This window comes from Holdemanella sp. DFI.5.55, assembly GCF_020593575.1.
Classification (GTDB): domain Bacteria; phylum Bacillota_I; class Bacilli_A; order Erysipelotrichales; family Erysipelotrichaceae; genus Holdemanella; species Holdemanella hominis.
In genome coordinates this window covers 25,875-47,507 of record NZ_JAJDMK010000010.1, presented here as the reverse complement: position 1 = coordinate 47,507, position 21,633 = coordinate 25,875, and the positions used below count along the sequence as shown (strand labels likewise).

Annotated in this window: 19 protein-coding genes and 1 pseudogene; 19 read left to right on the top strand and 1 reads right to left on the bottom strand. The window is 34.5% G+C overall.

All coding sequences use genetic code 11. The annotated features are described in order from the left end of the window. Nucleotides 1-116 precede the first annotated feature (116 nt). The 3 genes from LJE08_RS04020 to nagA all read left to right on the top strand — a co-directional run bounded on the left by LJE08_RS04020 (nt 117) and on the right by nagA (nt 2,969). Nucleotides 117-317, top strand: coding sequence for an excisionase (locus LJE08_RS04020; RefSeq protein WP_227402477.1), 201 nt, complete (start codon nt 117-119; stop codon nt 315-317). Between the two features lie 73 nt (nt 318-390). Next, a complete protein-coding gene (locus tag LJE08_RS04015; RefSeq protein ID WP_227402478.1) occupies nt 391-1,581 on the top strand; it encodes a site-specific integrase in 1,191 nt (396 codons plus the stop codon). Nucleotides 1,582-1,829: 248 nt separating this feature from the next. Beyond that, entirely contained in the window at nt 1,830-2,969 is a 1,140-nt protein-coding gene (gene nagA, locus LJE08_RS04010) for an N-acetylglucosamine-6-phosphate deacetylase (protein WP_117924209.1), read from the top strand. Between the two features lie 16 nt (nt 2,970-2,985). Here the strand turns inward: nagA and LJE08_RS04005 are convergent, their stop codons facing one another. Further along, a complete protein-coding gene (locus tag LJE08_RS04005; RefSeq protein ID WP_186998791.1) occupies nt 2,986-3,729 on the bottom strand; it encodes a DeoR/GlpR family DNA-binding transcription regulator in 744 nt (247 codons plus the stop codon). Nucleotides 3,730-3,869: 140 nt separating this feature from the next. On the opposite strand from LJE08_RS04005, the gene LJE08_RS04000 reads away from it, so the two are divergent. From LJE08_RS04000 to LJE08_RS03925, 16 genes and pseudogenes are all read left to right on the top strand, one after another. Beyond that, nucleotides 3,870-4,538, top strand: a complete 669-nt coding sequence (locus LJE08_RS04000) for a transaldolase family protein (protein ID WP_227402476.1) — start codon at nt 3,870-3,872, stop codon at nt 4,536-4,538. Nucleotides 4,539-4,660: 122 nt separating this feature from the next. Beyond that, nucleotides 4,661-7,213 carry an ATP-dependent Clp protease ATP-binding subunit gene (locus LJE08_RS03995; protein WP_227402475.1) on the top strand — a complete coding sequence of 851 codons (2,553 nt, stop codon included), beginning with the start codon at nt 4,661-4,663 and terminating at the stop codon, nt 7,211-7,213. Between the two features lie 551 nt (nt 7,214-7,764). Continuing rightward, nucleotides 7,765-9,031 (top strand): annotated as a pseudogene (gene ltrA / locus LJE08_RS15245) (group II intron reverse transcriptase/maturase). A 145-nt stretch (nt 9,032-9,176) separates the two neighbouring features. Beyond that, entirely contained in the window at nt 9,177-9,911 is a 735-nt protein-coding gene (locus tag LJE08_RS03985; RefSeq protein WP_117924202.1) for an NAD-dependent protein deacylase, read from the top strand. Between the two features lie 44 nt (nt 9,912-9,955). Beyond that, nucleotides 9,956-10,495 carry a serine O-acetyltransferase EpsC gene (gene epsC / locus LJE08_RS03980; RefSeq protein ID WP_227402474.1) on the top strand — a complete coding sequence of 180 codons (540 nt, stop codon included), beginning with the start codon at nt 9,956-9,958 and terminating at the stop codon, nt 10,493-10,495. A gap of 8 nt (nt 10,496-10,503) precedes the next feature. After that, the gene (locus tag LJE08_RS03975; protein ID WP_227402473.1) at nt 10,504-11,811 is read left to right on the top strand and encodes a hypothetical protein; all 1,308 of its coding nucleotides are present in this window, start codon (nt 10,504-10,506) and stop codon (nt 11,809-11,811) included. A 575-nt stretch (nt 11,812-12,386) separates the two neighbouring features. After that, on the top strand, nt 12,387-13,343 hold the full coding sequence (locus tag LJE08_RS03970; RefSeq protein WP_227402472.1) for an FHA domain-containing protein: 957 nt from the start codon (nt 12,387-12,389) through the stop codon (nt 13,341-13,343). Further along, a complete protein-coding gene (locus tag LJE08_RS03965) occupies nt 13,324-14,649 on the top strand; it encodes a protein kinase family protein (protein ID WP_227402471.1) in 1,326 nt (441 codons plus the stop codon). Before LJE08_RS03970 ends, LJE08_RS03965 begins: the two co-directional genes overlap by 20 nt. Continuing rightward, nucleotides 14,646-16,397, top strand: a complete 1,752-nt coding sequence (locus LJE08_RS03960; protein WP_227402470.1) for a hypothetical protein — start codon at nt 14,646-14,648, stop codon at nt 16,395-16,397. The genes LJE08_RS03965 and LJE08_RS03960 overlap by 4 nt, the downstream gene beginning before the upstream one ends. A gap of 98 nt (nt 16,398-16,495) precedes the next feature. Beyond that, nucleotides 16,496-19,594, top strand: coding sequence for an FtsK/SpoIIIE domain-containing protein (locus LJE08_RS03955; RefSeq protein WP_227402469.1), 3,099 nt, complete (start codon nt 16,496-16,498; stop codon nt 19,592-19,594). 31 nt (nt 19,595-19,625) lie between these two features. Next, on the top strand, nt 19,626-19,793 hold the full coding sequence (locus LJE08_RS03950; RefSeq protein ID WP_222620943.1) for a hypothetical protein: 168 nt from the start codon (nt 19,626-19,628) through the stop codon (nt 19,791-19,793). A 2-nt stretch (nt 19,794-19,795) separates the two neighbouring features. Further along, nucleotides 19,796-20,089: a WXG100 family type VII secretion target gene (locus LJE08_RS03945; RefSeq protein WP_117924184.1), complete on the top strand. Its 294-nt coding sequence runs from the start codon at nt 19,796-19,798 to the stop codon at nt 20,087-20,089. 12 nt (nt 20,090-20,101) lie between these two features. Then, nucleotides 20,102-20,386, top strand: a complete 285-nt coding sequence (locus LJE08_RS03940) for a WXG100 family type VII secretion target (RefSeq protein WP_227402468.1) — start codon at nt 20,102-20,104, stop codon at nt 20,384-20,386. Further along, nucleotides 20,379-20,552 carry a hypothetical protein gene (locus tag LJE08_RS03935; RefSeq protein WP_154555723.1) on the top strand — a complete coding sequence of 58 codons (174 nt, stop codon included), beginning with the start codon at nt 20,379-20,381 and terminating at the stop codon, nt 20,550-20,552. Before LJE08_RS03940 ends, LJE08_RS03935 begins: the two co-directional genes overlap by 8 nt. Further along, complete coding sequence (locus LJE08_RS03930; protein WP_186998800.1) at nt 20,539-21,333, top strand: hypothetical protein; 795 nt, start codon at nt 20,539-20,541, stop codon at nt 21,331-21,333. The genes LJE08_RS03935 and LJE08_RS03930 overlap by 14 nt, the downstream gene beginning before the upstream one ends. Nucleotides 21,334-21,345: 12 nt before the next feature. Next, nucleotides 21,346-21,618 carry a DUF4176 domain-containing protein gene (locus LJE08_RS03925; protein ID WP_117924795.1) on the top strand — a complete coding sequence of 91 codons (273 nt, stop codon included), beginning with the start codon at nt 21,346-21,348 and terminating at the stop codon, nt 21,616-21,618. Nucleotides 21,619-21,633 lie beyond the last annotated feature (15 nt).

Here is a 21,633-nt window from a genome sequence, read left to right as displayed (position 1 = left end):
TGTGAAAGCAGGACGTTATAAGAATATGTCAGAAGCATTAGAAATGGCATGGTTTGATGCTAAATATGAGCAAGCATTTCAATGTGATATTTGGAAAGCAGGAGGAAGTGATTGTTATGAATAAGACAGTTAATATTGAAAATAAATTCTTGCTTACATTCACAGAAGCAAGTCAGTATTTCAATATTGGTGAAAATAAGTTAAGAAATATGGCTAGTTTAGAACAAAATCCAGATTGGATTGTATATAACGGCTATCGCCGTTTAATTAAACGGGTGCGATTAGAGGAGATTCTTTTGAAATCCGAGACAATCTAAAATATATGAATTGAGCTTTGTGTGTGGTATAATCAGCTACATGGCAAGGCTCTTTTCATACTAGAAAGGAGCAATTATGAGTAGACGAAAAGATAACAAAGGACGATTACTCAAAACTGGAGAATCACAAAGAAAGGACGGACGATACGCATATAAATATCAAGATAAAAATGGAAAATCAAAATTCCTGTATTCGTGGCGATTAACCGATACTGACCCTATTCCAAAAGGCAAACGTTTTTGTAGGTCGTTGCGAGATCTTGAAAGAGACCTGCAACGTGACATCATGGACGGAATTGATACATGCGGAAAGAAAATGTTGTTGTGGCAATTATACGAAAAGCATAACGCTTTAAAACCGAATGTGAGAAAATCAACGGTAAACGGAAGAAAATACCTTATAGACATTCTTAAAGTAGATACACTAGGTAATATGCCTATTGAATCTATCAAACCTAGTGATACAAAAGAATGGGCTATCCGCATGAAGAAGAATGGATATTCCTATCAAACGATAAACAATCATAAAAGGTCATTGAAAGCGTGCTTTTACACAGCTCTTAACGATGATTTGGTAAGGAAAAATCCTTTTAACTGGAATCTTAGTGATGTATTGGAAGATGATACGATACACAAAACTGCATTAACAGATGAACAGGTCAATGCTTTATTGTCATTTTTAAAGATAGATGATGTATATAAAAAGTATTACAACGCTATTGTGGTTCTGCTATATACAGGATTGCGTATCTCTGAATTATGTGGTTTGACAACTTCTGATATTGATTTTGAAAAAGGGTTTATACAAGTGAATCATCAAATTAACTATGATAAAGGTAAATATTCTATCAACGAGACAAAGACAGAAAGCGGAATCAGAGAAATTCCTATGATTAAAATTGTAAAAGAAGCATTGCAAGATGAAATCAAAAACAGGGGTAAAATACAAAAAGTAAATATTGATGGTTATTCTGATTTTGTATTCTTGAATCAGAAAGGCTATCCTATGTATGCAACAGCCTATTCCTCAACATTTCCTAATATGCTAAAGAAATACAATAAGTATCACAAGGGAGATGAACTTCCGCTCATCACACCACACACTCTACGCCATACGTTCTGTACAAACATGGCAAATAAAAAAATGACCCCTAACACACTTCAATATGTTATGGGTCATAAGAATATCACGATGACACTCGGATATTATGCACACGGTACAGCTCAATCAGCTATGGTTGAAATGCTTTCTATCTCCGCTTAGTTTACTACAAATTTTACTACATTTGAGAGATAGAATATGAGTTGATTTAAGCCGATTTGTGAACTGACATTCAAGCTATAACTTCTCAAATACCGCATAGAATAAGGGTTTATAAGGATTTGAGAAGTTATAAGCTGAATCGTAAAAAATCATTTAATGTTTTGAATAAAAAATATAAAAAGTCAACTAAAAAGTGTAAGTGTTTTCTTTTATAAAGAGTATAATAATAGTTAGGAGGAATTGTCGATATGATTATTCAAAGTAAAAGAATTTGGGTCGTAAATACATGGTTGGCAGCCCAAGTTGAAGTAGAAGAAGGAAAGATTGTTAATATCTATCCATATGGCGAAAAAGAAGTGGATGAGGATTATGGAGATAAACGAATTATCCCAGGATTTATCGATGTACACACACATGGTGCTTATGGATTTGATACTAATGATGCGAATGAAGAAGGCCTTCGTAACTGGATGAAAAATATTGTTAAAGAAGGGGTTACAGGTATTCTTCCAACAACAATCACACAGTCTGAAGAAGTTTTGACAAATGCGGTTAAAAATGTTGCGAAAGTTGTTGAAGAAGGGTATGAAGGTGCAGAAATTTTAGGTATTCACTTTGAAGGACCTTATTTGGATCAAGTATATAAGGGAGCACAACCTGAACAGTATTGTGTAAAACCAGATCTTGAACAATTCAAACGTTACTTGGCAGCTTCTAATAATTTAATTAAAATCGTGACTATGGCTTGTGAACACGATGATAACTATGAATTAACTAAATTCTTACGCGCAAATGGAATTGTGTGTAGTCAAGGTCACTCAGGAGCCACTTTTGAACAGGCTCGTTTAGCCATTGCGAATGGTGCAAACTCAATGACTCACGTATTCAATGGTATGACTAAATTCCATCACCGTGAACCAGGATTAGTTGGTGCTGCAATGCGTTATAGAGATGTATATGGTGAAATCATCTGTGATGGAAACCACTCAACTTATGAAGCATTAAACGACTTCTTTACAGCTAAAGGAGCAAACCACTGTATTATGATCACTGACTCATTAATGGTTAAGGGACTACCTGTTGGTACAAAAGTATTGTTTGGTGGAAATGAAATCGAATTATATCCAGATGGAAGTGCACACTTAACAGATACGAAAGGTCTTGCGGGATCTACATTGCATGTCAACGATGGACTTCGTATTTTAGTAGAAAAAGCAATGGTTCCTTGGCAAACAGCTATCAATGCTTGTACATTGAACCCGGCTCGTATGTTGAATGTAGATGATCGTAAAGGATCGATTCAAACTGGAAAAGATGCAGATTTAGTTGTATTAAATGATGACTATTCTGTTGAAATGACATATGTAAAAGGTCAAAAAGCATTCTAATATAATAAAAGCACATTTAATGTGCTTTTATTATGTTTTCGTGTTTTATAGTATCATCTAGTTTATTATCGGTGATAATCATGTCAAAATCATCAATATTGGCTATTTTTGACATATACTTCTTATGGAATTTTGTATGGTCTGCCATACAAATTTTTTTATTGGAAGAATCAAGAATCGCTTTTTTAACTAAAGCATCACTCATGCTGGGAATGGATACGCCATAGTCTAAGTCAAGGCCTAATACGGAAATAAAGGCTTTATCGATATAATAGTTTTGAAAGAATTGAATGGTGCTTTCAGATAGAGCTGCCTGAGTTACAGGATTATAGGTGCCTGGAGCCATAATGATTTTCGCCTTGGTATTTCGATCTACATATTGAAGAATCTTCCAGAAATTTGTAAAGATTGTGATTTTTTTATGGTGTATACGTTTAAAGAGCTCAAGGCAGGTTGTACCACAATCCAAATAGATAGAATCTCCATCTTGAATGAGTGTACTAGCATAAATCGCGATTTCTTTTTTATCCGATTGTGACATACCTTCTTTGATTTCAAAGGAAGGTTCAGTTGAACTAGACTCATTGAGTGTGGCTCCTCCATAGCGCTTTGTGGCGAGTCCTTGGTTTTCTAGACTATCTAAATCTCTTCGTATGGTCATTAAGGAAACGGAGTATACTTTTGCGAGTTCACTTACTTGTACGGTTTTATCTTTTTTTAGTTTTTCATAGATTTCATATCTTCTTTGTGTTGTGTTCATAATTCTATTAAAGCACAAAAAGAAACAGAAGGGAACATGTTTATTTGTGTTCTTTTGAAATAAATTGTTTGATGTGAAAAGGTTATTGAATCAAAATTTTTCTGGTGTTAGTATACAGATGAACTTAAGGAGGATCTATTATGGAATTAATTATCGATTCATCAAATATTGAACAAATTAAAGAACTAAATGAGTTATTAACAATTACGGGTGTTACGACAAACCCTACAATATTAACAAAATCGAATAGAGAAGCAATGGATGTAGTAAAAGATCTTTGTGAGGTGTTGAGCGAAGATCAATTGTTGTTTATTCAAACGGTACAGACCTCTTTTGAAGGTATTATGGAAGAGGCAAAAATGATTTCTTCCATTCGTAATAAAAATATGTATGTAAAGATTCCGGTTACACATGAGGGCTTAAGAGCTATTAAAGAATGTAAAAAGTTAGGAATTCACACATTGGCTACTGCCATTTATACAGCGGACCAGGCTTTTTTAGCTGCAATGAATGGAGCTGAATATTTAGCACCTTATACAAATCGAATGTGTAATTATGGAGATGGTGTTCAGAATGTAAAAGACTTGATTGAAATGTTGAGAGTGAATCATATGCCGGCTAAAGTGATTGCGGCAAGCTTTAAAAATACATATCAAGTACATGAATTGATCAAGGCTGGAATTCAAGCTGTAACTGTTCCTTGTGATGTTTTATATCAAATGATTGATCATCCAGGAACAAAGATTGCGGTGGGTGAATTTAGCGTAAATTGGCAAAGAGCTTATAATCGTAATACATTGGAAAAGTAGAGAAATCTACTTTTCTTTTTAAAAAATAATTAGCACTTAAGTGTTGACAGTGCCAAAAATGGTGTTATACTATCATTAGCAATCATAAAGAGTGAGTGCTAAGTGCAAGGAGGTGCTTATTTATGAATATCGATCAAATGTCAGAGCGTTTGCAGAAGATTTTAATGGATGCCATTAATTTGGCAAAATCCAACCAACATCCAAGTGTAGATACTGTGGATATGTTGGAAACGATTTTTAAGGATGATGTATTGGACGGCTTGTTTGAGCGTATCGGCTTGGATAAAGGTCGTGCTTTACAGATGGTTCAACAAGAATCTAATCGTGTCGCAAAGAGCTCAACAAGTAATATAAATTTATCCAATGAAGTGCAGAAATCGTTTGAAGATGCGCAAAACTGGGCGAGTCAACATGATGAAACTTATCTTTCAGTAGCTAGTGTATTCTTAGCTCTATTGTTTAATCGTTCTTATATTTCTAAAGAATTGGTAAGAACTTTTAACTTGAATAAGGATGCTTGCTACAAAGCTGAATTAGAGCGTCGTAATGGTAAAAAATTTGATACGCCAAATTCAGAAGAGAATGTAGAAGCTTTAAAGAAATATGGTCGTGATCTAGTTCAGGATGTGCGTGATGGTAAGATTGATCCAATTATTGGACGTGATGATGAAATTCGACGTGTTATGCAGATTTTATCTCGTAAGACAAAGAACAACCCTGTTTTGATTGGTGAACCTGGTGTTGGTAAGACAGCTGTTGTTGAAGGGATCGCATGGCGTATTATGAAGGGGGATGTGCCTGAGTCATTAAAAGAAAAACGCTTGATTGAATTGGATATGGGATCTTTGATTGCCGGTGCTAAGTATCGTGGTGAATTTGAGGAGCGTTTAAAATCCATTTTGGATGAAGTTAAAAAATCGGATGGACAAATCATCTTGTTTATTGATGAAATTCATAACTTGGTTGGTGCAGGTAAAACTGAAGGTAGTATGGATGCGGCTAACTTATTAAAGCCAATGTTAGCGCGTGGTGAACTACATTGTATTGGTGCAACAACTTTCAATGAATATCGTAAATATATTGAAAAGGATGCCGCTTTAGAGCGTCGTTTCCAAAAAGTACAAGTTGCTCAGCCAAGTGTAGAGGATACAATCAGTATTTTGCGTGGATTAAAAGATCGTTTTGAAAGTTATCATGGTGTACGTATTTTGGATGAAGCTTTAATTGCGGCAGCTACTATGTCCGATCGTTATATCACGGATCGTTTCTTACCAGATAAGGCAATTGACTTAGTGGATGAGGCTTGTGCTACGTTAAAGGTTGAAATGGAAAGTATGCCTCAAGAGTTGGATGAATTACAGCGTAAGATTTTACAACTTCAAATTGAAAAGACTTCTCTACAAAAAGAAGAAGATAAAAGGGCTATTGAGCGTCGTGAAGAAATTGAAAGTGAATTAGCTTCTTTACAATCAAAGCGTGATGAAATGCATTCTAAGTGGGAAGATGAAAAACATGGCTTGGCTAATGAAAAAGAGGATAAACAACGTTTGGAGAAAGCTCGTTTGGATTTAGAGCAAGCGCGTAATGAAGCTCGTTACGAAGATGCTGCTAAACTTCAATATGGCACGATTCCAGAATTAGAGGCTCGTATTCAAAAAGAGCAGGCAAGTCAAAAAGAGGATGCTTTGATTCAAGAAACGGTCAATGAAGAATTGATTGCGAAAATCGTTTCTAGATGGACAGGCGTTGAAGTGACTCGTTTGGTTGCCTCTGAAAGAGATAAATTATTGAATTTGAAGGAAGAACTTGAAAAACGTGTTGTTGGTCAAAATGAAGCTCTAGAACTTGTAACAGATGCAATCTTGCGTTCTAAAGCACAGATTCAAGATGAGAATCGTCCAATTGGATCGTTCATGTTCTTAGGTCCAACTGGTGTTGGTAAAACGGAGGTTGCCAAGGCTTTGGCTGAACAGTTATTTGACGATGAAAGACATATTGTGCGTATTGATATGAGTGAATACATGGAAAAACACAGTGTGGCACGATTAATTGGTGCACCTCCTGGATATGTAGGATACGATGAGGGAGGTCAATTAACGGAAGCTGTTCGTCGTAATCCATATAGTATTGTCTTGTTTGATGAAATCGAAAAGGCGCATCCAGATGTATTCAATGTGTTACTTCAAATTCTTGATGATGGTCGTATTACAGACTCGAAAGGTGTTACGGTAGATTTTAAGAATACAATTATTATCTTAACATCTAACTTAGGTAGCCAATATGCCTTTGAATCTGGTGATGTACATGATAAATATATGGAAGAAGTAAAGCGTCACTTTAAACCAGAATTCATTAACCGTATCGATGAAATTATTGTGTTCAACGCATTAGATGATTCGGCCTTTATTAAGATTGCCCACAAGTTTGTCGGCTTGCTACAAAAACGTTTGGCTGAACGTGACATTACATTGAATGTAAGTGATGCTGTATACAATCAGATCGCAAAGATGGGGGTAGATCCTGTATATGGTGCTCGTCCTATGAAGCGTTATATCCAAAGAAATCTTGAGACACAGATTGCCAAGGAAATGATTAAGACTGGCGCTATGCAAGGGGATGTAATCCATGTAGATTGTCAAAATGGCGAGTATACATTTGATATTCAAGGAAGATAGTGAATTATCTTCCTTTCTTTTCTTATTTAGAGGTATAATAGTTTCAGGAAGTGTGCGCCAGTTCGGTGCCAAATATATAACTGGTGGGAATCCAGTCTGGTAAAACCTAGCAAGTTGCCAGTACCAAGTCCTTGGAGCACCAAAGGCTAACAACGGTGTTTAAGCGTAGGACAGGAAACAGGAACGCCGTAATGCGTAAGCGTGAAGTGATTGAGCTCCGTTAGAATTATCGATTGTGTGGGGTGGTCTACTACTTTCTTGGGTCACCAACAAGGATTAGTCGCTAAAGCGAGACTATGAAAACACACCGGAGTCCTAGAGCACGGCATACCTGATATTGTTATATTTGAAATACCTGGGAGGCCTGGATGGTTCTGTACATGAGACAGTAGGGAGTATCGGTCAATGCAATGATGAGTATGAACGAAGACCATTGAGGAGTCGGATTCGTCTATAGTACCATGGAAAGCAGTAATGACGCTAGAGGGAAGGGACGGACAATAAGTTGCTTTTGCAATCAAAACATAGAAAGCACAGGAGGCAAGTAATCTATGGAAAAAGAGAAAGCAGAAATAGCCAATCTCGTAGCAAGATATGACAGAGTACAGTCGTTAATGAAATATGTAAACAATGACGCACTCAAGGAATCCTACAAAAAGCAACCGAAAGGAAAAGCGGTTGGAGTTGACGGGGTAACCAAGGAGCAATATGGAGAAAACATAGACGAAAATATTGAAAATCTGTTAATCAGAATGAAGAAATTTTCTTATAGGCCTTATCCAGTTCGCAGAGCCTTTATACCGAAAGGAAATGGGAAAATGCGCGGACTAGGCATTCCATCATTTGAGGATAAAGTTGTGCAAGGAGTCTTCAAGGAGATTCTAGAGGCAATCTATGAACCCAAATTCAAAGATTTCTCTTTTGGGTTTCGTCCAAACAGGAGTTGTCACGATGCAATACAGAGAGTGAACAAACATATCATGGCTAATAAGGTTAATTACATCTTAGACGCAGATATTAAAGGATTCTTCGACAACATCGACCATGATTGGATGATAAATTTTTTAGAGCATGACATAGCAGACAAGAATTTTATCAGATACATCAAACGATTTCTGATTGGTGGAGTTATGGAAGATGGTAAAACGACTGGCTACAGATTCAGGAAAAGTACAGGGAGGATTAATATCACCAGTACTGGCAAATGTGTATCTACATTATGTACTTGATACATGGTTCGATTATGTAAAGAAACGTGAATTCAGGGGCGAAATGTATATGGTACGCTATGCAGATGATTTTGTATGTCTGTTTCAATACGAGAATGAAGCGCAAAAGTTTTATCAGCTTTTAATAAAGAGACTAAAGAAGTTTGGTCTTGAAATTGCAGAAGATAAAAGCAGAATACTACCCTTTGGCAGATACAAGGGAACAAAGGAATCCTTTGATTTTCTTGGATTTACACATTACAATGCGAAAAGTCATTGGGGCAAATATTGTGTACTGCATAGAACAAGCAAGAAGAAGTTGAAAATGAAAAGAGAAGCCATTAAGAGATGGTTATGGGAACATATGCACGAAAGCATTAAGGATACCATTGAAGCGTTGAATGTGAGATTAACAGGACATTACAGATATTATGGAATTTATGGTAACTATGTCGGTCTACTAAAGTTCTATAAATATGTTCTAGTAGAATTGCGTAAAAGCAAGAGACGCAGAGACCAGACTAACTGGTTAACTAGGAATAAATATATAAATATCCTAAAGATACATCCACTGGAGTGTCCTAAGATATATTTAAATAGTGCTTATTAGGTGAATAATTTGTTGAAGAGCCGTATGCCTTAATAGGGCACGTGCGGTTCTGCGAGGGGCTTTTGAGACTTGAACCTCTCATCGCGAAATTATTTTATATTGATGAAAGGGGTGAAGGTCGAGACAAAGTCTACTCGACGATGTTATGTCTTTAAAAGATTGGATTCAAGAAAGTCATAATATAGTATTTTTTGGTGGTGCTGGTGTGTCTACAGAAAGTAACATTCCAGATTTTCGTAGTGATAATGGATTATATAAAAAGAAGTATCCATATCCGGCTGAGATTATGTTGTCACATAGTTTTTATTTAAGTCATCCTAAAGAATTCTTTGATTTTTATTTTAATCAGATGATTTATCCAGATGCCCAACCTAATAAGGCGCATCATGCTCTTTCAAAGCTTGAAAAAATGGGAAAGCTAAAAGGGATTGTGACACAGAATATTGATGGCTTACATCAGATGGCAGGTTCTAAAAAGGTCTATGAATTGCATGGAAGTGTTTTAAGAAATACTTGTACGCATTGTCAAACAAAATATTCTCTAGAGGATATGATGAAACTAAGAGATAATGAAGGTATTCCTAGATGTAGCAAGTGTGGTGCCATCATTAAGCCAGATGTTGTTTTGTATGAAGAAGGCTTAGATGAATATACATTGTATTCGGCTATTCATGCGATTGAGCAGGCAGATCTTTTAATTGTAGGTGGTACAAGTCTTGTCGTATATCCTGCGGCTGGTTTAATTAACTATTTTCATGGCAAACATTTGGTTTTGATCAATAAAGACAGTACAAATATGGATTCAAAGGCGGATCTTGTTATTCATGATTCGATTGGTAAGGTTTTAGATGATTCACTATGTGAAGTTTATGTGAAATAAACACTAAACTTGAAATTTAGACATAAATAAACTAAAATTTTATCATGTCAGAAAGAAACAAGAAATCTTTTATCCGTGATGGATTATATAACATAGAAAGAACAATGCAGTTAGACCCAGCAGCACATTCAAAATGGGAAGTGTTTTGGTTGTATCCACATATTAAGGCAATTGGTTTACATCGTATTGCCCATTGGTTTTGGGTGCGTAATCATACATTTATTGCGCGTTGGGTAAGTAATCGAGCAAGGCATTGGACAGGAATTGAAATTCACCCTGGTGCTGTGATTGGTCGTGGTTTGATGATTGATCATGGTATCGGAGTTGTGATTGGTGAAACGACAATTATCGGGGATGATTGTCAGCTTTATCATGGTGTCACACTTGGTGGTACAGGAAAGCAACATGTCAAAAGACATCCAACTTTAGAAGATGGTGTATATATTGGCTGTGGAGCAAAATGTTTAGGAAATATCACTTTGAAAAAGGGATGTCGTGTAGGGGCAAATGCGGTCGTCTTAGAAGATGTTCCTGAAGGGGCAACTGCAGTAGGAATTCCTGCAAGAATTATAGAGAAGAAATAGGTGGTTGTATGTGGAAATATCGTTGTAAATCCCATTTAATAGCTTTAGTTGTAGCTTTTTTAGTTGGACTTTGCTTATGTGCGGTTGTATTTGCGAGTGGTATCGATATGAGTTCGGATATGTTGTCGAGTTCATTAAGTTCTGTACCAGGTGTAGATACAGAATCACTGAAACAGGTTTTAACGTATCTGCAAAATAATATGTGGATCTTATATGTAGGTGATGCCTTATTGATTTCAGGAATCATCAATATCATTTATATTGGACAATATGTAACAGCGCGATTCAACATTAGCCCATGGATCGTTATGTGTTTGATTTTCTTTTTACCTGAATACATGATCTATATTGGTGCCATTTTGGTTGTGCCTGCATTTGTTGTATGTATTTATGGAATGTTAAGTTTGCGCAAAAGCATTTCGAAAGAACGTCGCGAATTTAATTTTACAAGCGATGATGAATTGGTTCGTATATATAAGATTCATCATGAATTGGATGAGTCTTATAAGGATCTTGCAAAGACTTGTCGTAAAAATGTTCGTAAATTAACAGGTATCTATGCGTTAGGCATTGTTGCCTTATTTGCAATTTTAATTGCCGTAAATAATATGATGCTTCTAGCTGTATTATTGATGTTCTACTTATTTGCGTTTAATTTAGTGTTACGTTATCGTGCCGTATCCCTTTTACCAATCACAAAATTATTATATGAAGATTGTAATCCTGAGGCTTGTGCGAGTGCCATTATTTACTATTGCACAAATTCAAAGGGACATACGCGCTTGAGCCAGCATACATTGCTTGCACAATGCTTGATTTATTTAAATGATGCTGAACTTGCTCAAGATGTATTGATTAGTTATCCGCGTAAGGATGCTGCGAGTTCTTTACAATATTGGTCATTGATGTCGTATATTTATTATATGTTGAAGGATGAAGAGGCTTTATCTCGTTGTAAAGAAGAGGCGCAAAATATTCGTCTTCATTATGGACGTGCTGGTGTCATGATTCAAAGTGAAGAAATGGCGGCCATTGAAAATAAGATTCATCTTATGGATGGGGATTTGAATACTTGTAAGAAATATTATTTACAAGGTCTACAAAGAGCGAATTTTCCTTTCCAGCAAGTAGATTCATGTTACTACATTGCTTTGATCTCCTTTGTAGAAGAAGATTATAAATTGGCTCGCTTATATTTTGAAAAAGTACTTGAGCTTGGAAATCGTATGTATTTTGTGAAAAAAGCGAAAAACTACTTAGTTAAGATTGAAAAGATCAATCCTGAAACATCCAGTGATGTAGTAGAATATTCGTAGTAAATGAAAAATAGATTTCGCAAAAGCCAGTAATGTGGCCAAACATAAATGTGAACACAAAACTCAATCCAATGTTGATAAAAAACAGGATTGAGTTTTTATTTAAGTGAACCGGAATATAAAGAAACCATTCAAGGATAAAACAGGCTACAAAAAGAATGGAAAGCCATACGTGAAGGTCTTTTAAAAGTGTTATATCGTTATAGGGAATACTACATGAAAGAATCATGCCTAAACAGATTAAGACATGATTTTTTTTATTGTAATTTACGTTATATTTTTCCCATATTTTTTTTGAATAATAATAAAATCCAATTGCCGAACTAAACGCCCATAGAAATAAATATATGGGGTGATGTAGTTGATTTCCTATATACGTCTGATTGTCATAGAAGATGTCAATCCAGCAAAATGGAAGGAAATTCAGGATGGTTTGAATTAAATAAACGTGAATATATGTTATAAATTTCATCATTGTTTCATTTTAGACAAAAAAACTCAAAAAATCAAAAAAATAATGAAAGTTTTCTGGAAAAAGTATTAAAAAAAACGTTTAAGAGTATGGAGGTGATGAGATGTCCGAATGGATTGAACAAGATCACATGGATGATAATCACTTGTATGTTCATTTGAAAAATCCAGAATTACTCGACCTATCCATTTTTGATCGATTATCGAACGATGATTTTTGTCTGCCTTGTATGTTGACAAACGAAAAAACGGCATCGATGGTGTATGCGATAGAAGGCTATATTCCTTTACATGATTTTTTAAGTCAGTATGTGTTTGAAAAAGAAGAAGGCTATATATTCTTGCATCAGTTATTTGAACAAGCCATCGCATCCAATCGCAATAAACCAGTTCTATTTGATCCAGACTACGTATTTGTCTCTAGTTTTGGAGATCGCTTTGCGTTTGTCGTGGTGCCCATTCAAATATCGAACTGGATGTTTCAAAAGGATATGTCAGAAAAATGGGTGGAGTATATCGCAAAAACGATGCAGACTACAACCGCTTTTGAAATTCCTGGATTTTTATTGAAGTTTTTAAAGAGTGCTGAGTTTAGTTTACCCAATCTTGTCTTAGGTCTGGATAATATACGAAATTTATATTATCCGAAAAAGTTATTTTTCTTTAAAAACAAGAGAATGCAGACATTTAAAGTCAAAGAACCCATACAAGCTTTCCATAAAGAGAGGCCTGTTGAATCTGTTTTGGAAGAAAAAACACAGCTTTTACAAGTAAAAGTAGATTTTTATGCCTACCTATTATGCGATCAGGAAAAATATGCATTGTGCAATGAAATCAATCTAGTAGGAAGAGCGATGGTATGTGATGTCCGTATACAGGATGCGAGTATATCTTTAAAACATGCCAAGATCGTATGTGAAAATGATCGGTACTATATACAAGATCTAAAGAGTACGAATAAGACGTATCTGAACGAAAAAGAAGTGAAACGCAAGATGCGATTAAAAGATGGAATGACGATAAGATTTGGTGATGTCGTGTGTGAATTTAAAGAACAATAGATATAAGGTCGTACATACCTATAATACCAATGTTTATCGTGTTATGGATGAATTTAGTACATGTGTTTATATTTTAAAAATCTGTCCAGATTATGAAACAGAACGATATAAACATCAATTTAAAACAGAGATCAATGTGCTCTCTAACTTAAATTCGATCCATGTCCCTAGTTTGATCACTTGTTTTGAAGAAGACTTTGCACAATGTTTTGTCGAAACGTATATTCCAGGAATCAACGCAAGACAATACTTTCAAAACCATCGTTGTTTATTCAAAAAGTATCGTTTGCTAATTGATGTTTTAAAAGTCTTGCAAGACCTGCATCAGATTGGCTATCTCTATATTGATTTAAAACTTGAAAATATTATTTATTATCAGAACCATTTTTATTTAATTGATTTTAACGCATGTATTGAAAATCACTCACATGTGGCAGTGATGGCTTCAAAATCCAATTGTGCACCTGAATTATTAACATTGAGTGAAAAGGATATTCGTTGTGATATCTATGCACTTGGTTCTTTGATTCAAGAACTTTTCGGCATAAGTATGATGCCCATAGTTCTTTTGTGTCATCAAAAACAAGAGCGAAGAATATCTCGATTATTTACATTTAAGAACTTGATTTTTATACATATCATCATTCGAATCTTGCTTGTACTTTCTATATGTATTCTGTCTGTCTTCAGTACAAGTCCAAAAAGTGTCTTTGATGCGTACTACACCCATCATCAAATTGCCTTATTTGAAAAAGCGTATAAAGAGTCTGATAAACAAGATCGTTTATATACGTGGATCTCTAATGGATGGATCTTGGATGAAGTATATGTCAATGAACAAGCATCTTTATTTTTAATGGAGGAGGCAATAGCAACAAAAGATGCTACTTTGATTCGATATGTATATGATCGTGTTTCTTTAAATAAATGGCCAGAGCTTCAAGCACTTGTGCTGGTGTATTTAAATCCGGATGCCGCACATATTGATACGTGTGTTAAGCTGGTTAATTCAAATAACTTGCTTCTAAAAGATAAATTGAACGTGTTAAATCAATGTCTTCAGTTTGGTCTACATAAAGAAATCAAAATTTCGATTCAACCGATTAAAGACTGGATTGAAAGTATAAGTCCAGAGACATTAAAAACGTATCAAGCCGAATTTGAAAATCTAGGATGTAATTACTTGGAATATGTACTTTTATTACGAAATAAGGAGAGTGAAAATATGGAAATTCCAGTGGTTTTTATTGACAATTTAAAAAGTGAAAGATGGAAAGATCTTTATGAATTTTGGAGGAGTTTATGATTTCTCTACAAGATGTTGAATATACAGATTTTATATATTGGCAGGAAACAGAAAACTTTATAAATGGTGTGGCCTCTGCGACAGGGAATATTGAGTTGTTCTTTGATGAAAAAGTGGATCGAGATTCCAGTTTAGTTATTTATGATGGCAAAGAAATTGATTTAAACAACGAACATACTTTTATCGATATTCAAAAAGAAGGAATCACACAGCTTGTATATATTTTAAAAGATGTAGATGGCTATGCGTTACAGGAAGGTGAAAAGACAATTCTATTAGATACGACAATGCCAGATATTGTATTTAATACAAATAATCAAAAGATTCTGGATGTACTTCCTTTAGAAGATAAAGAAACCGTTCATGTAAAGATATTCGAACAAAATTTGAAAAGTATTGAGGTTTATTTAGATGATGAACAAATGGATTGTGAAGAACTTGAATTTGATGTGGATGTTACATCCAAAAATCAATCTTTACGAATAATCTGTACAGATATTGCACAAAATAAGTTGGAAAGAGAAATTAAAATTTTACCTATTAAATATCCTGAATGTTTATTAAATTCTGTCGTGTACACAAAAGAAAATCATTCTAACATGCAATTTGAATCTGTATGTAAACAGGCTTTTAATCTGCATGTGTATTGTGATGGTATATATTACTATTCACTTGATTTAGAAGACAAAAATCAAGTGTTGATTGATCATTCAAAAAATGGAAAGTATACATTTGAGTTAGAACATAAAGAGTATCCACAATTTAAAAAAAGTATCGAAGGCTCTATTGAATATTCCAATATTTTGCCAATAATCACATTAACTCCTTCAAGTAAGCTATCTAATGAGGATGTCATTGTGAAAGCAATCCGTAATGTATCTAAATTAGAAATAGGATATATAGATGTGGATCTCAATGGTATTAAAACGCGCTATGCGCTCAATGAAACGATTCGTTTACCGGCCATACATAATCAGGATGTCATCTATTGTGTGAGTGCGTATGCCAAAGATATATATGGACATGAGGTAAGTGATCAAATTTATGTTCAAATCGATAAAAAAGCCCCTTCAAGTCAGTTGTTTATGAATAATGAAAGGGTTGTGGATCGCATGAATGTAAAGAAACGCCCCAGCCTAGAATACAAGTATGATGCTTCAAATGCGTATATGCGGGTGGAATACTATTTAAATGATACTTTCATGGATATGGATTTTGAGAAAGTCTTTAATCGTATGGTCAAAGATGATGTATTAAAAATTGTGACATATACAAATGATGTGCTGATGAACCTAGAAAAGAAAGAATATGAATTTGTATTTAGTCCCGATAAAGAGATTGAAATGGTTTCAAAAAGTGAACAAGTTCTAGAAAAAGATGAAGTGGTTGAATTTGAACGTGTCTGGGTTGTAAATGACGATAATGAAGTGGTCTTAAAAAAGAATAAGAAACATATTCAAAAGGTTTCTAAGCCCAAAATTCACTATACGCGTAAAAAGAATAAGGTACAAATATGGTCTGAAGATAAGATCGAGTATGTTTTAGTCAATGGTAAGCGTGTACAGATTGAAAAAGATGTGATGGGACATGATTTTGTCGAGATTTCATTAAAAAAGAAAAAGACCTCAATTGAGGTAAAGACAAAGCATCGCAAAGTATTAAAAAAAGAAGAAATCAAAAGGTCAGCTGTGAGAATCACCTCTATACAGAAAATAAGAATGTGGCTCAAACAAATCTTTAAATTATGATCAAACTATGGCTATACACAGACAAATCCTGCCACTACTTTGACTTGAACTGTGCAAAGTCATTTTCAAAGTACTTCTTTGAAAAAAGAAGGAATGGTGTGTGTATTGTATGGAACCAATCTAAAAAAATATTGAGATATGGCGAATCGTGTATTCTAGATGAAGTTTTATTTTATTTAGAAGAAATAGAAAGTACAATGTGCCATTTTCCAATTTCTAAAAAGATAAAGGTTGGAAGAAGTGAAGCATGTGATATTCAATTATGTACGAACGGAGTGTCTAGGTATCATTTTCAAATTGAAGAAGGCGTGTTACAGGATTTTGATAGTTTAAACGGTACGTATGTCAATTCGAAACGAGTTAAAAGATGCAGCCTTTGTATGCAGGATGAGATTGTGTTTGCGAACATTCGCATGATTTATTTTAAAGATTATGTACTTTTGGATATGGTCAACAATCCTTATAGTAATGTAGAGCTAGATCGTAAAAATACAACATATTATCCGTACTGTTTAAATATTGAAATGCCAAAGGTTCAAAAATTTGATATTCAGATGCCACAAATTATGCGTACAGTTCAAAAACAAAGTCTATTTAGTGCGATAGGACCGAGTTGTATGATCGCAAGTTCTGGTTTTGTCTCCTCCATTTTGATTGGATATCTTCAAAAACAAAGAATAGAATCACTCTTCACAAGTATGATCAGCTCTTTGACAATGGCATTTACTTTTATGGTGTATGGCCTTTACAACCGGAATTATCAATACAAATTAAGTGTAAAAGAGAGCAAAAAAAGTATCGATATGTATAATGCCTACATAGAGAAGATGTATGAAAAGGGTGTTATATCTAAAGGTACATTTAAAAAACAGATGGATGAATATATTACTAAATATATCGATACATACCAACACGAAAACAGAGATGTGATTTATGTAGGGTGTGCATACAATGCATGGTGCAAAATAAGTTATCGTGAAGTTTCGTATGAATATGCACTTGATGAGTTGATGCAAAAAAGAGAACAGTTAATCTCAAACTTAAATCAATTTGTACAATTTCCTATATTTTTAAGACAAGGCGAAGCTTGTTGGATTCAAGGAGATGTGAAGGCAAGTGTTATTTTATTTGAAAATTATTTGTGGTATTCCAAACAAAAACGTAAATGGGTATGGCTTCAGGAGTTTGATGGAATGAAACAAATTCTTTTAAATCCCTATTGTGCTATTTGTGAAAAAATCGATGCCGATACAATAGTCGTTGATATAGAAGGAAAATATCTTCCTAAGTCGTATTATTGTTTGATTTATGTGGGAAACCAAAAACCATCTTTCCATTATGACTACCAAATTGAAACAATTGCGATAACAGAATTAGGCTTGGATCGAAAACGATTTGTATTGCGGAATGAAGATTCAAATTTCTATGATCAACTAATCAAAATAGGTCCTGTTCGAAAATCTGAGTATGTAATGAAAGTTCCAGTAGGTATTGATGAGTCCCAACAAATTGTTGTTATGGATTTTCAAGAGTATGGGCCTCATGGCTTAGTTGCAGGAATGACAGGTTTTGGCAAGAGTGAATTTATTAGTTTTCTTTTGATGATGCTGATATGGCATAATACACCTCAACAATTTCAATATGTATTGATTGATTTTAAGGGCGGTGCTTTTGGACAACCCTTTTATGAATTTGCGCATTGTGCAGGAATTGTGACCAATTTAGATGCACAATCTATGGAACGTTTTTTTCAGAGCATGAATTATGAATTGGAGAAAAGACAGCGCTTGTTCTTAAAAGAAAAAGTATCGGATATTCATTCCTACAATAAGATCTGTACAATGTCACATTTATGGATCTTTGTGGATGAATTTGCCCAATTGAAAATGCGATTTCCACAATTTATGTCACAACTGCAGGAAATTGCACGAATTGGAAGATCACTAGGCATCCATTTGGTTTTAAGCACACAAAAACCTTCTGGCATCATTGATGATCAAGTTTGGTCCAATACAACTTGGCGGGCTTGTTTTCATGTGAGTAGTGTACAAGATAGTCGGGAAATACTTCAAAATGAAATGGCGTATCATTTAAAAAATCCAGGAGATATGATTCTTCAGCACCAACAAAAGAATCAATCTTGTCGAAGTTTTTATTTACAAAGTTCAATAGATGAAATATGTTGGCGTGAAATCAATGAGAAAAAAGAAGTACTGCATTCAAAACATCATGCGGGTAAGCGTGTCATGGATGTATTAAAGGATCAAATTCATGATTTAAAGGAAGCAAGAGAATGGGTGTTGTTGCCTAAAGATATTCCTGAATATGTATTTGGTGTGTTAGATCTTCCTTTTGAACAAAGACAATGTGAAATTGAATTTATGTCAATACAGTTGTTTTATACAAAAAGTCTAGATATTGTATATCGTTTGATCAAATATTTTGAAAATGAAACGATCTATGTCTATGGAACAAATATGTTGGATTCCTATGTAGATTTTAGTTTCTTTCAATCTCGCTATTTTTCAAAGATTCATGAAGGTGTTTGTATCATTTTCGAAGATGAGAATTTGGATCTTTCTGAATTGGATGAACATGTAATTTCGTTTGTGGTTACGAATAATGAAACCACAAATTTGAAATGGATCTTAAATAAGTATGTATTTGATATAGAGAGTTTAGATGATAAACGGATATTCTTTGACACCTACCATCTGCCTTCGTATCTAAATATGACGCTGTATCACAATGCATATGTTGAAATTTTATATCGAAAGATAAAAGAAACAGATCTTAAAACAAGAGCTACAAAATCGATGATATTTAATAAGGATAAAAATTGTATTGGTTTTGAATGTAAAGGCGATCGACCGGTTTTTATGGATGAAACAAAAAAGTTATTCATTTTATATATGCATACGGATTATGTGCATGTAGTAAATTGTATATGTGAGAGTTTAGCACATTTAAAAATTACGAGTGATTGGCATCAAGAGAGTGATGTATATGTCGTGTGTGTAGATGTGAGTTTATTGAATGAGGATGCATTTCAAAAGAAACTATACAATGCTCAAATTGTATGGGTTGGTTATGGTTTAAAAGAATATGGATATATGTTAAAGCGAAAGCTTCCATATGAACATTTTGATTGTGTCTTTTTTAAAGATCAAAATGAAGGGGTTGGTATTTGTGAATGAGGTTGGTATATATTTGTCACTTGATCTAAGAATGGTATATGTATCTCAATTGTATGTTGTAAAAATGTTTTTGAATGAGTTTTTAGGTTATGAAATACAGTATGTGTTTAATGTGACAGGAAATTATTTTTTAGATTTAAATAAAACGTTTCAAGAAAATCAAATCGCTTATGGCGATATCTTAATCTACGGGAGGTAAAAATGAAAATATCAGTGGATTATTCCGAAGTATATCAGGCAAGTGTCTATGTGAAAAACAAAGCGGATAGCTATAATGATCTAATTCAGAATCTTTATAAAAAAGTGGAGCAGATGCAAAGTATCTGGCAGGGGGTGGATCATTTAGCTTTTCAAAATCAGCTAGAAGAATTTAGACCTTCATTAAATGAAATGTATCAAGTAATTCTAGAATACAGCAATGTATTGAAGCAGACAGCTTCGGTTTACGAACAGCTTCAACAAGATCGTGTTGCACAAGCTAGATTGTTGTTGTAGAAGGAGAAAAGTATGGTACAAATTCAAATATCAAGTGAAGATGTAATGGCATATTCTAAGCAGGTGGATACGTATGCCAATGAGATTCGAACTGTATTTAACGAAATTGAATCCAGAATGTATTATGTGGAATCTATTTGGCAATCTCCAGCTTCGAAATACTTTATGGAACAATTTCAAACGTTGAATCCAGCAATGATGTCGTATTTAGATACGTTAGCACGCTTTTCTACGTATTTACATCAAACCGCAAATCTATATCAGGAAAACGAACAATCTTTGATGCGTTATGAATGAGATAAATTTCTACAATGCCTTGTCTAGTGATTTAAATGCGTTGTTAAATCAGACAAAAAATATTGTATCGAATGAAGAGTTTGTCTATGTGAATCAAAAGGTCAGTCGAATTCAATATTTAATTCAAATTCAGATGCAGGGGATTATGAATCGTGAACGGCGATAGTATAGCTTGTCAAAATCTAAGTCTTGAATATAAGGCGCTCGCTTCTAGGCCTCTATCTTCAAAAGATCCGACAATTAATGAAAGGCAATATCGCATCGCAAAAGAAATAATGGATATTGCGAATTATTTATCGAAGAGCGCATCTTTAATTGAGTCTTGCGAGCACAAACAAAGTGCTTGGAAACCTGGAAAGGTGAATTTGATCAAGTATACAAACTTGAATTTAGTTTCACAATTGACAAAACAGAGTCGCTATTCGTATGGTTCGATTCGTTATACAAAGTCATTTAAAGAATGGAATAAAAATTACACAAAGCCTTATTTCCATGTAGGGGCCAATGCCACACTTCTTGATGGAGAAATTAAATCGAGTATCAGTGCAAGAATATGGAAGAACAAGAAATTTGATCCGCGTATAGTATTAAATGCAGAGTCAAGTCTAGCGTTATTATCTTCTACAGTAAATGCGCGTATTGGAAATTCAAAAGTCTATGCGAGCGCTCGAGCAACAGGGCAAGTTGGTGTTGCGTATGCGACTTGTAAAGCTGCTTTTTCTAGGAAAGAACAGTCGTTTGAAGCTGGAGTGGGTGTTGCAGCCTTACGAGGCGAAACACGTTGTGTATTGAACATTCTTGGGGCGAAAGTCACTTTAACAGCACAAGGAAGTGTAGGTAGTGCAGAGGCCAATTTCTCTTATCATTTTTCTAGCAGGGAGTGGGAAATCGGCTCAAAACTTGGCTTTATTGCGGGACTGGGCTTTAAAATCAACGTAAGTTATTAGAAAGGAGTCGGCATGAAAGATTTATTACCGATTGGCAGTGTTGTCACTTTAAAAGAGGGGACAAAGAAGTTAATGATCATGGGGCGTCTTCAACAAAATATGAAGACAAAAAAACTCTATGATTATGCGGGATGTTTATGGCCAGAAGGCTATATGGATAAGGAGCATTGTTACGTATTTGATCATGAGGATATAGATTGTTTATTTTACATAGGGTTACAGGATATAGAAGAATTTAATTTTCGATTTGAACTGGATGAAATGATGAAAAAAATGGGCCACTAGACTATTGTCTAATGG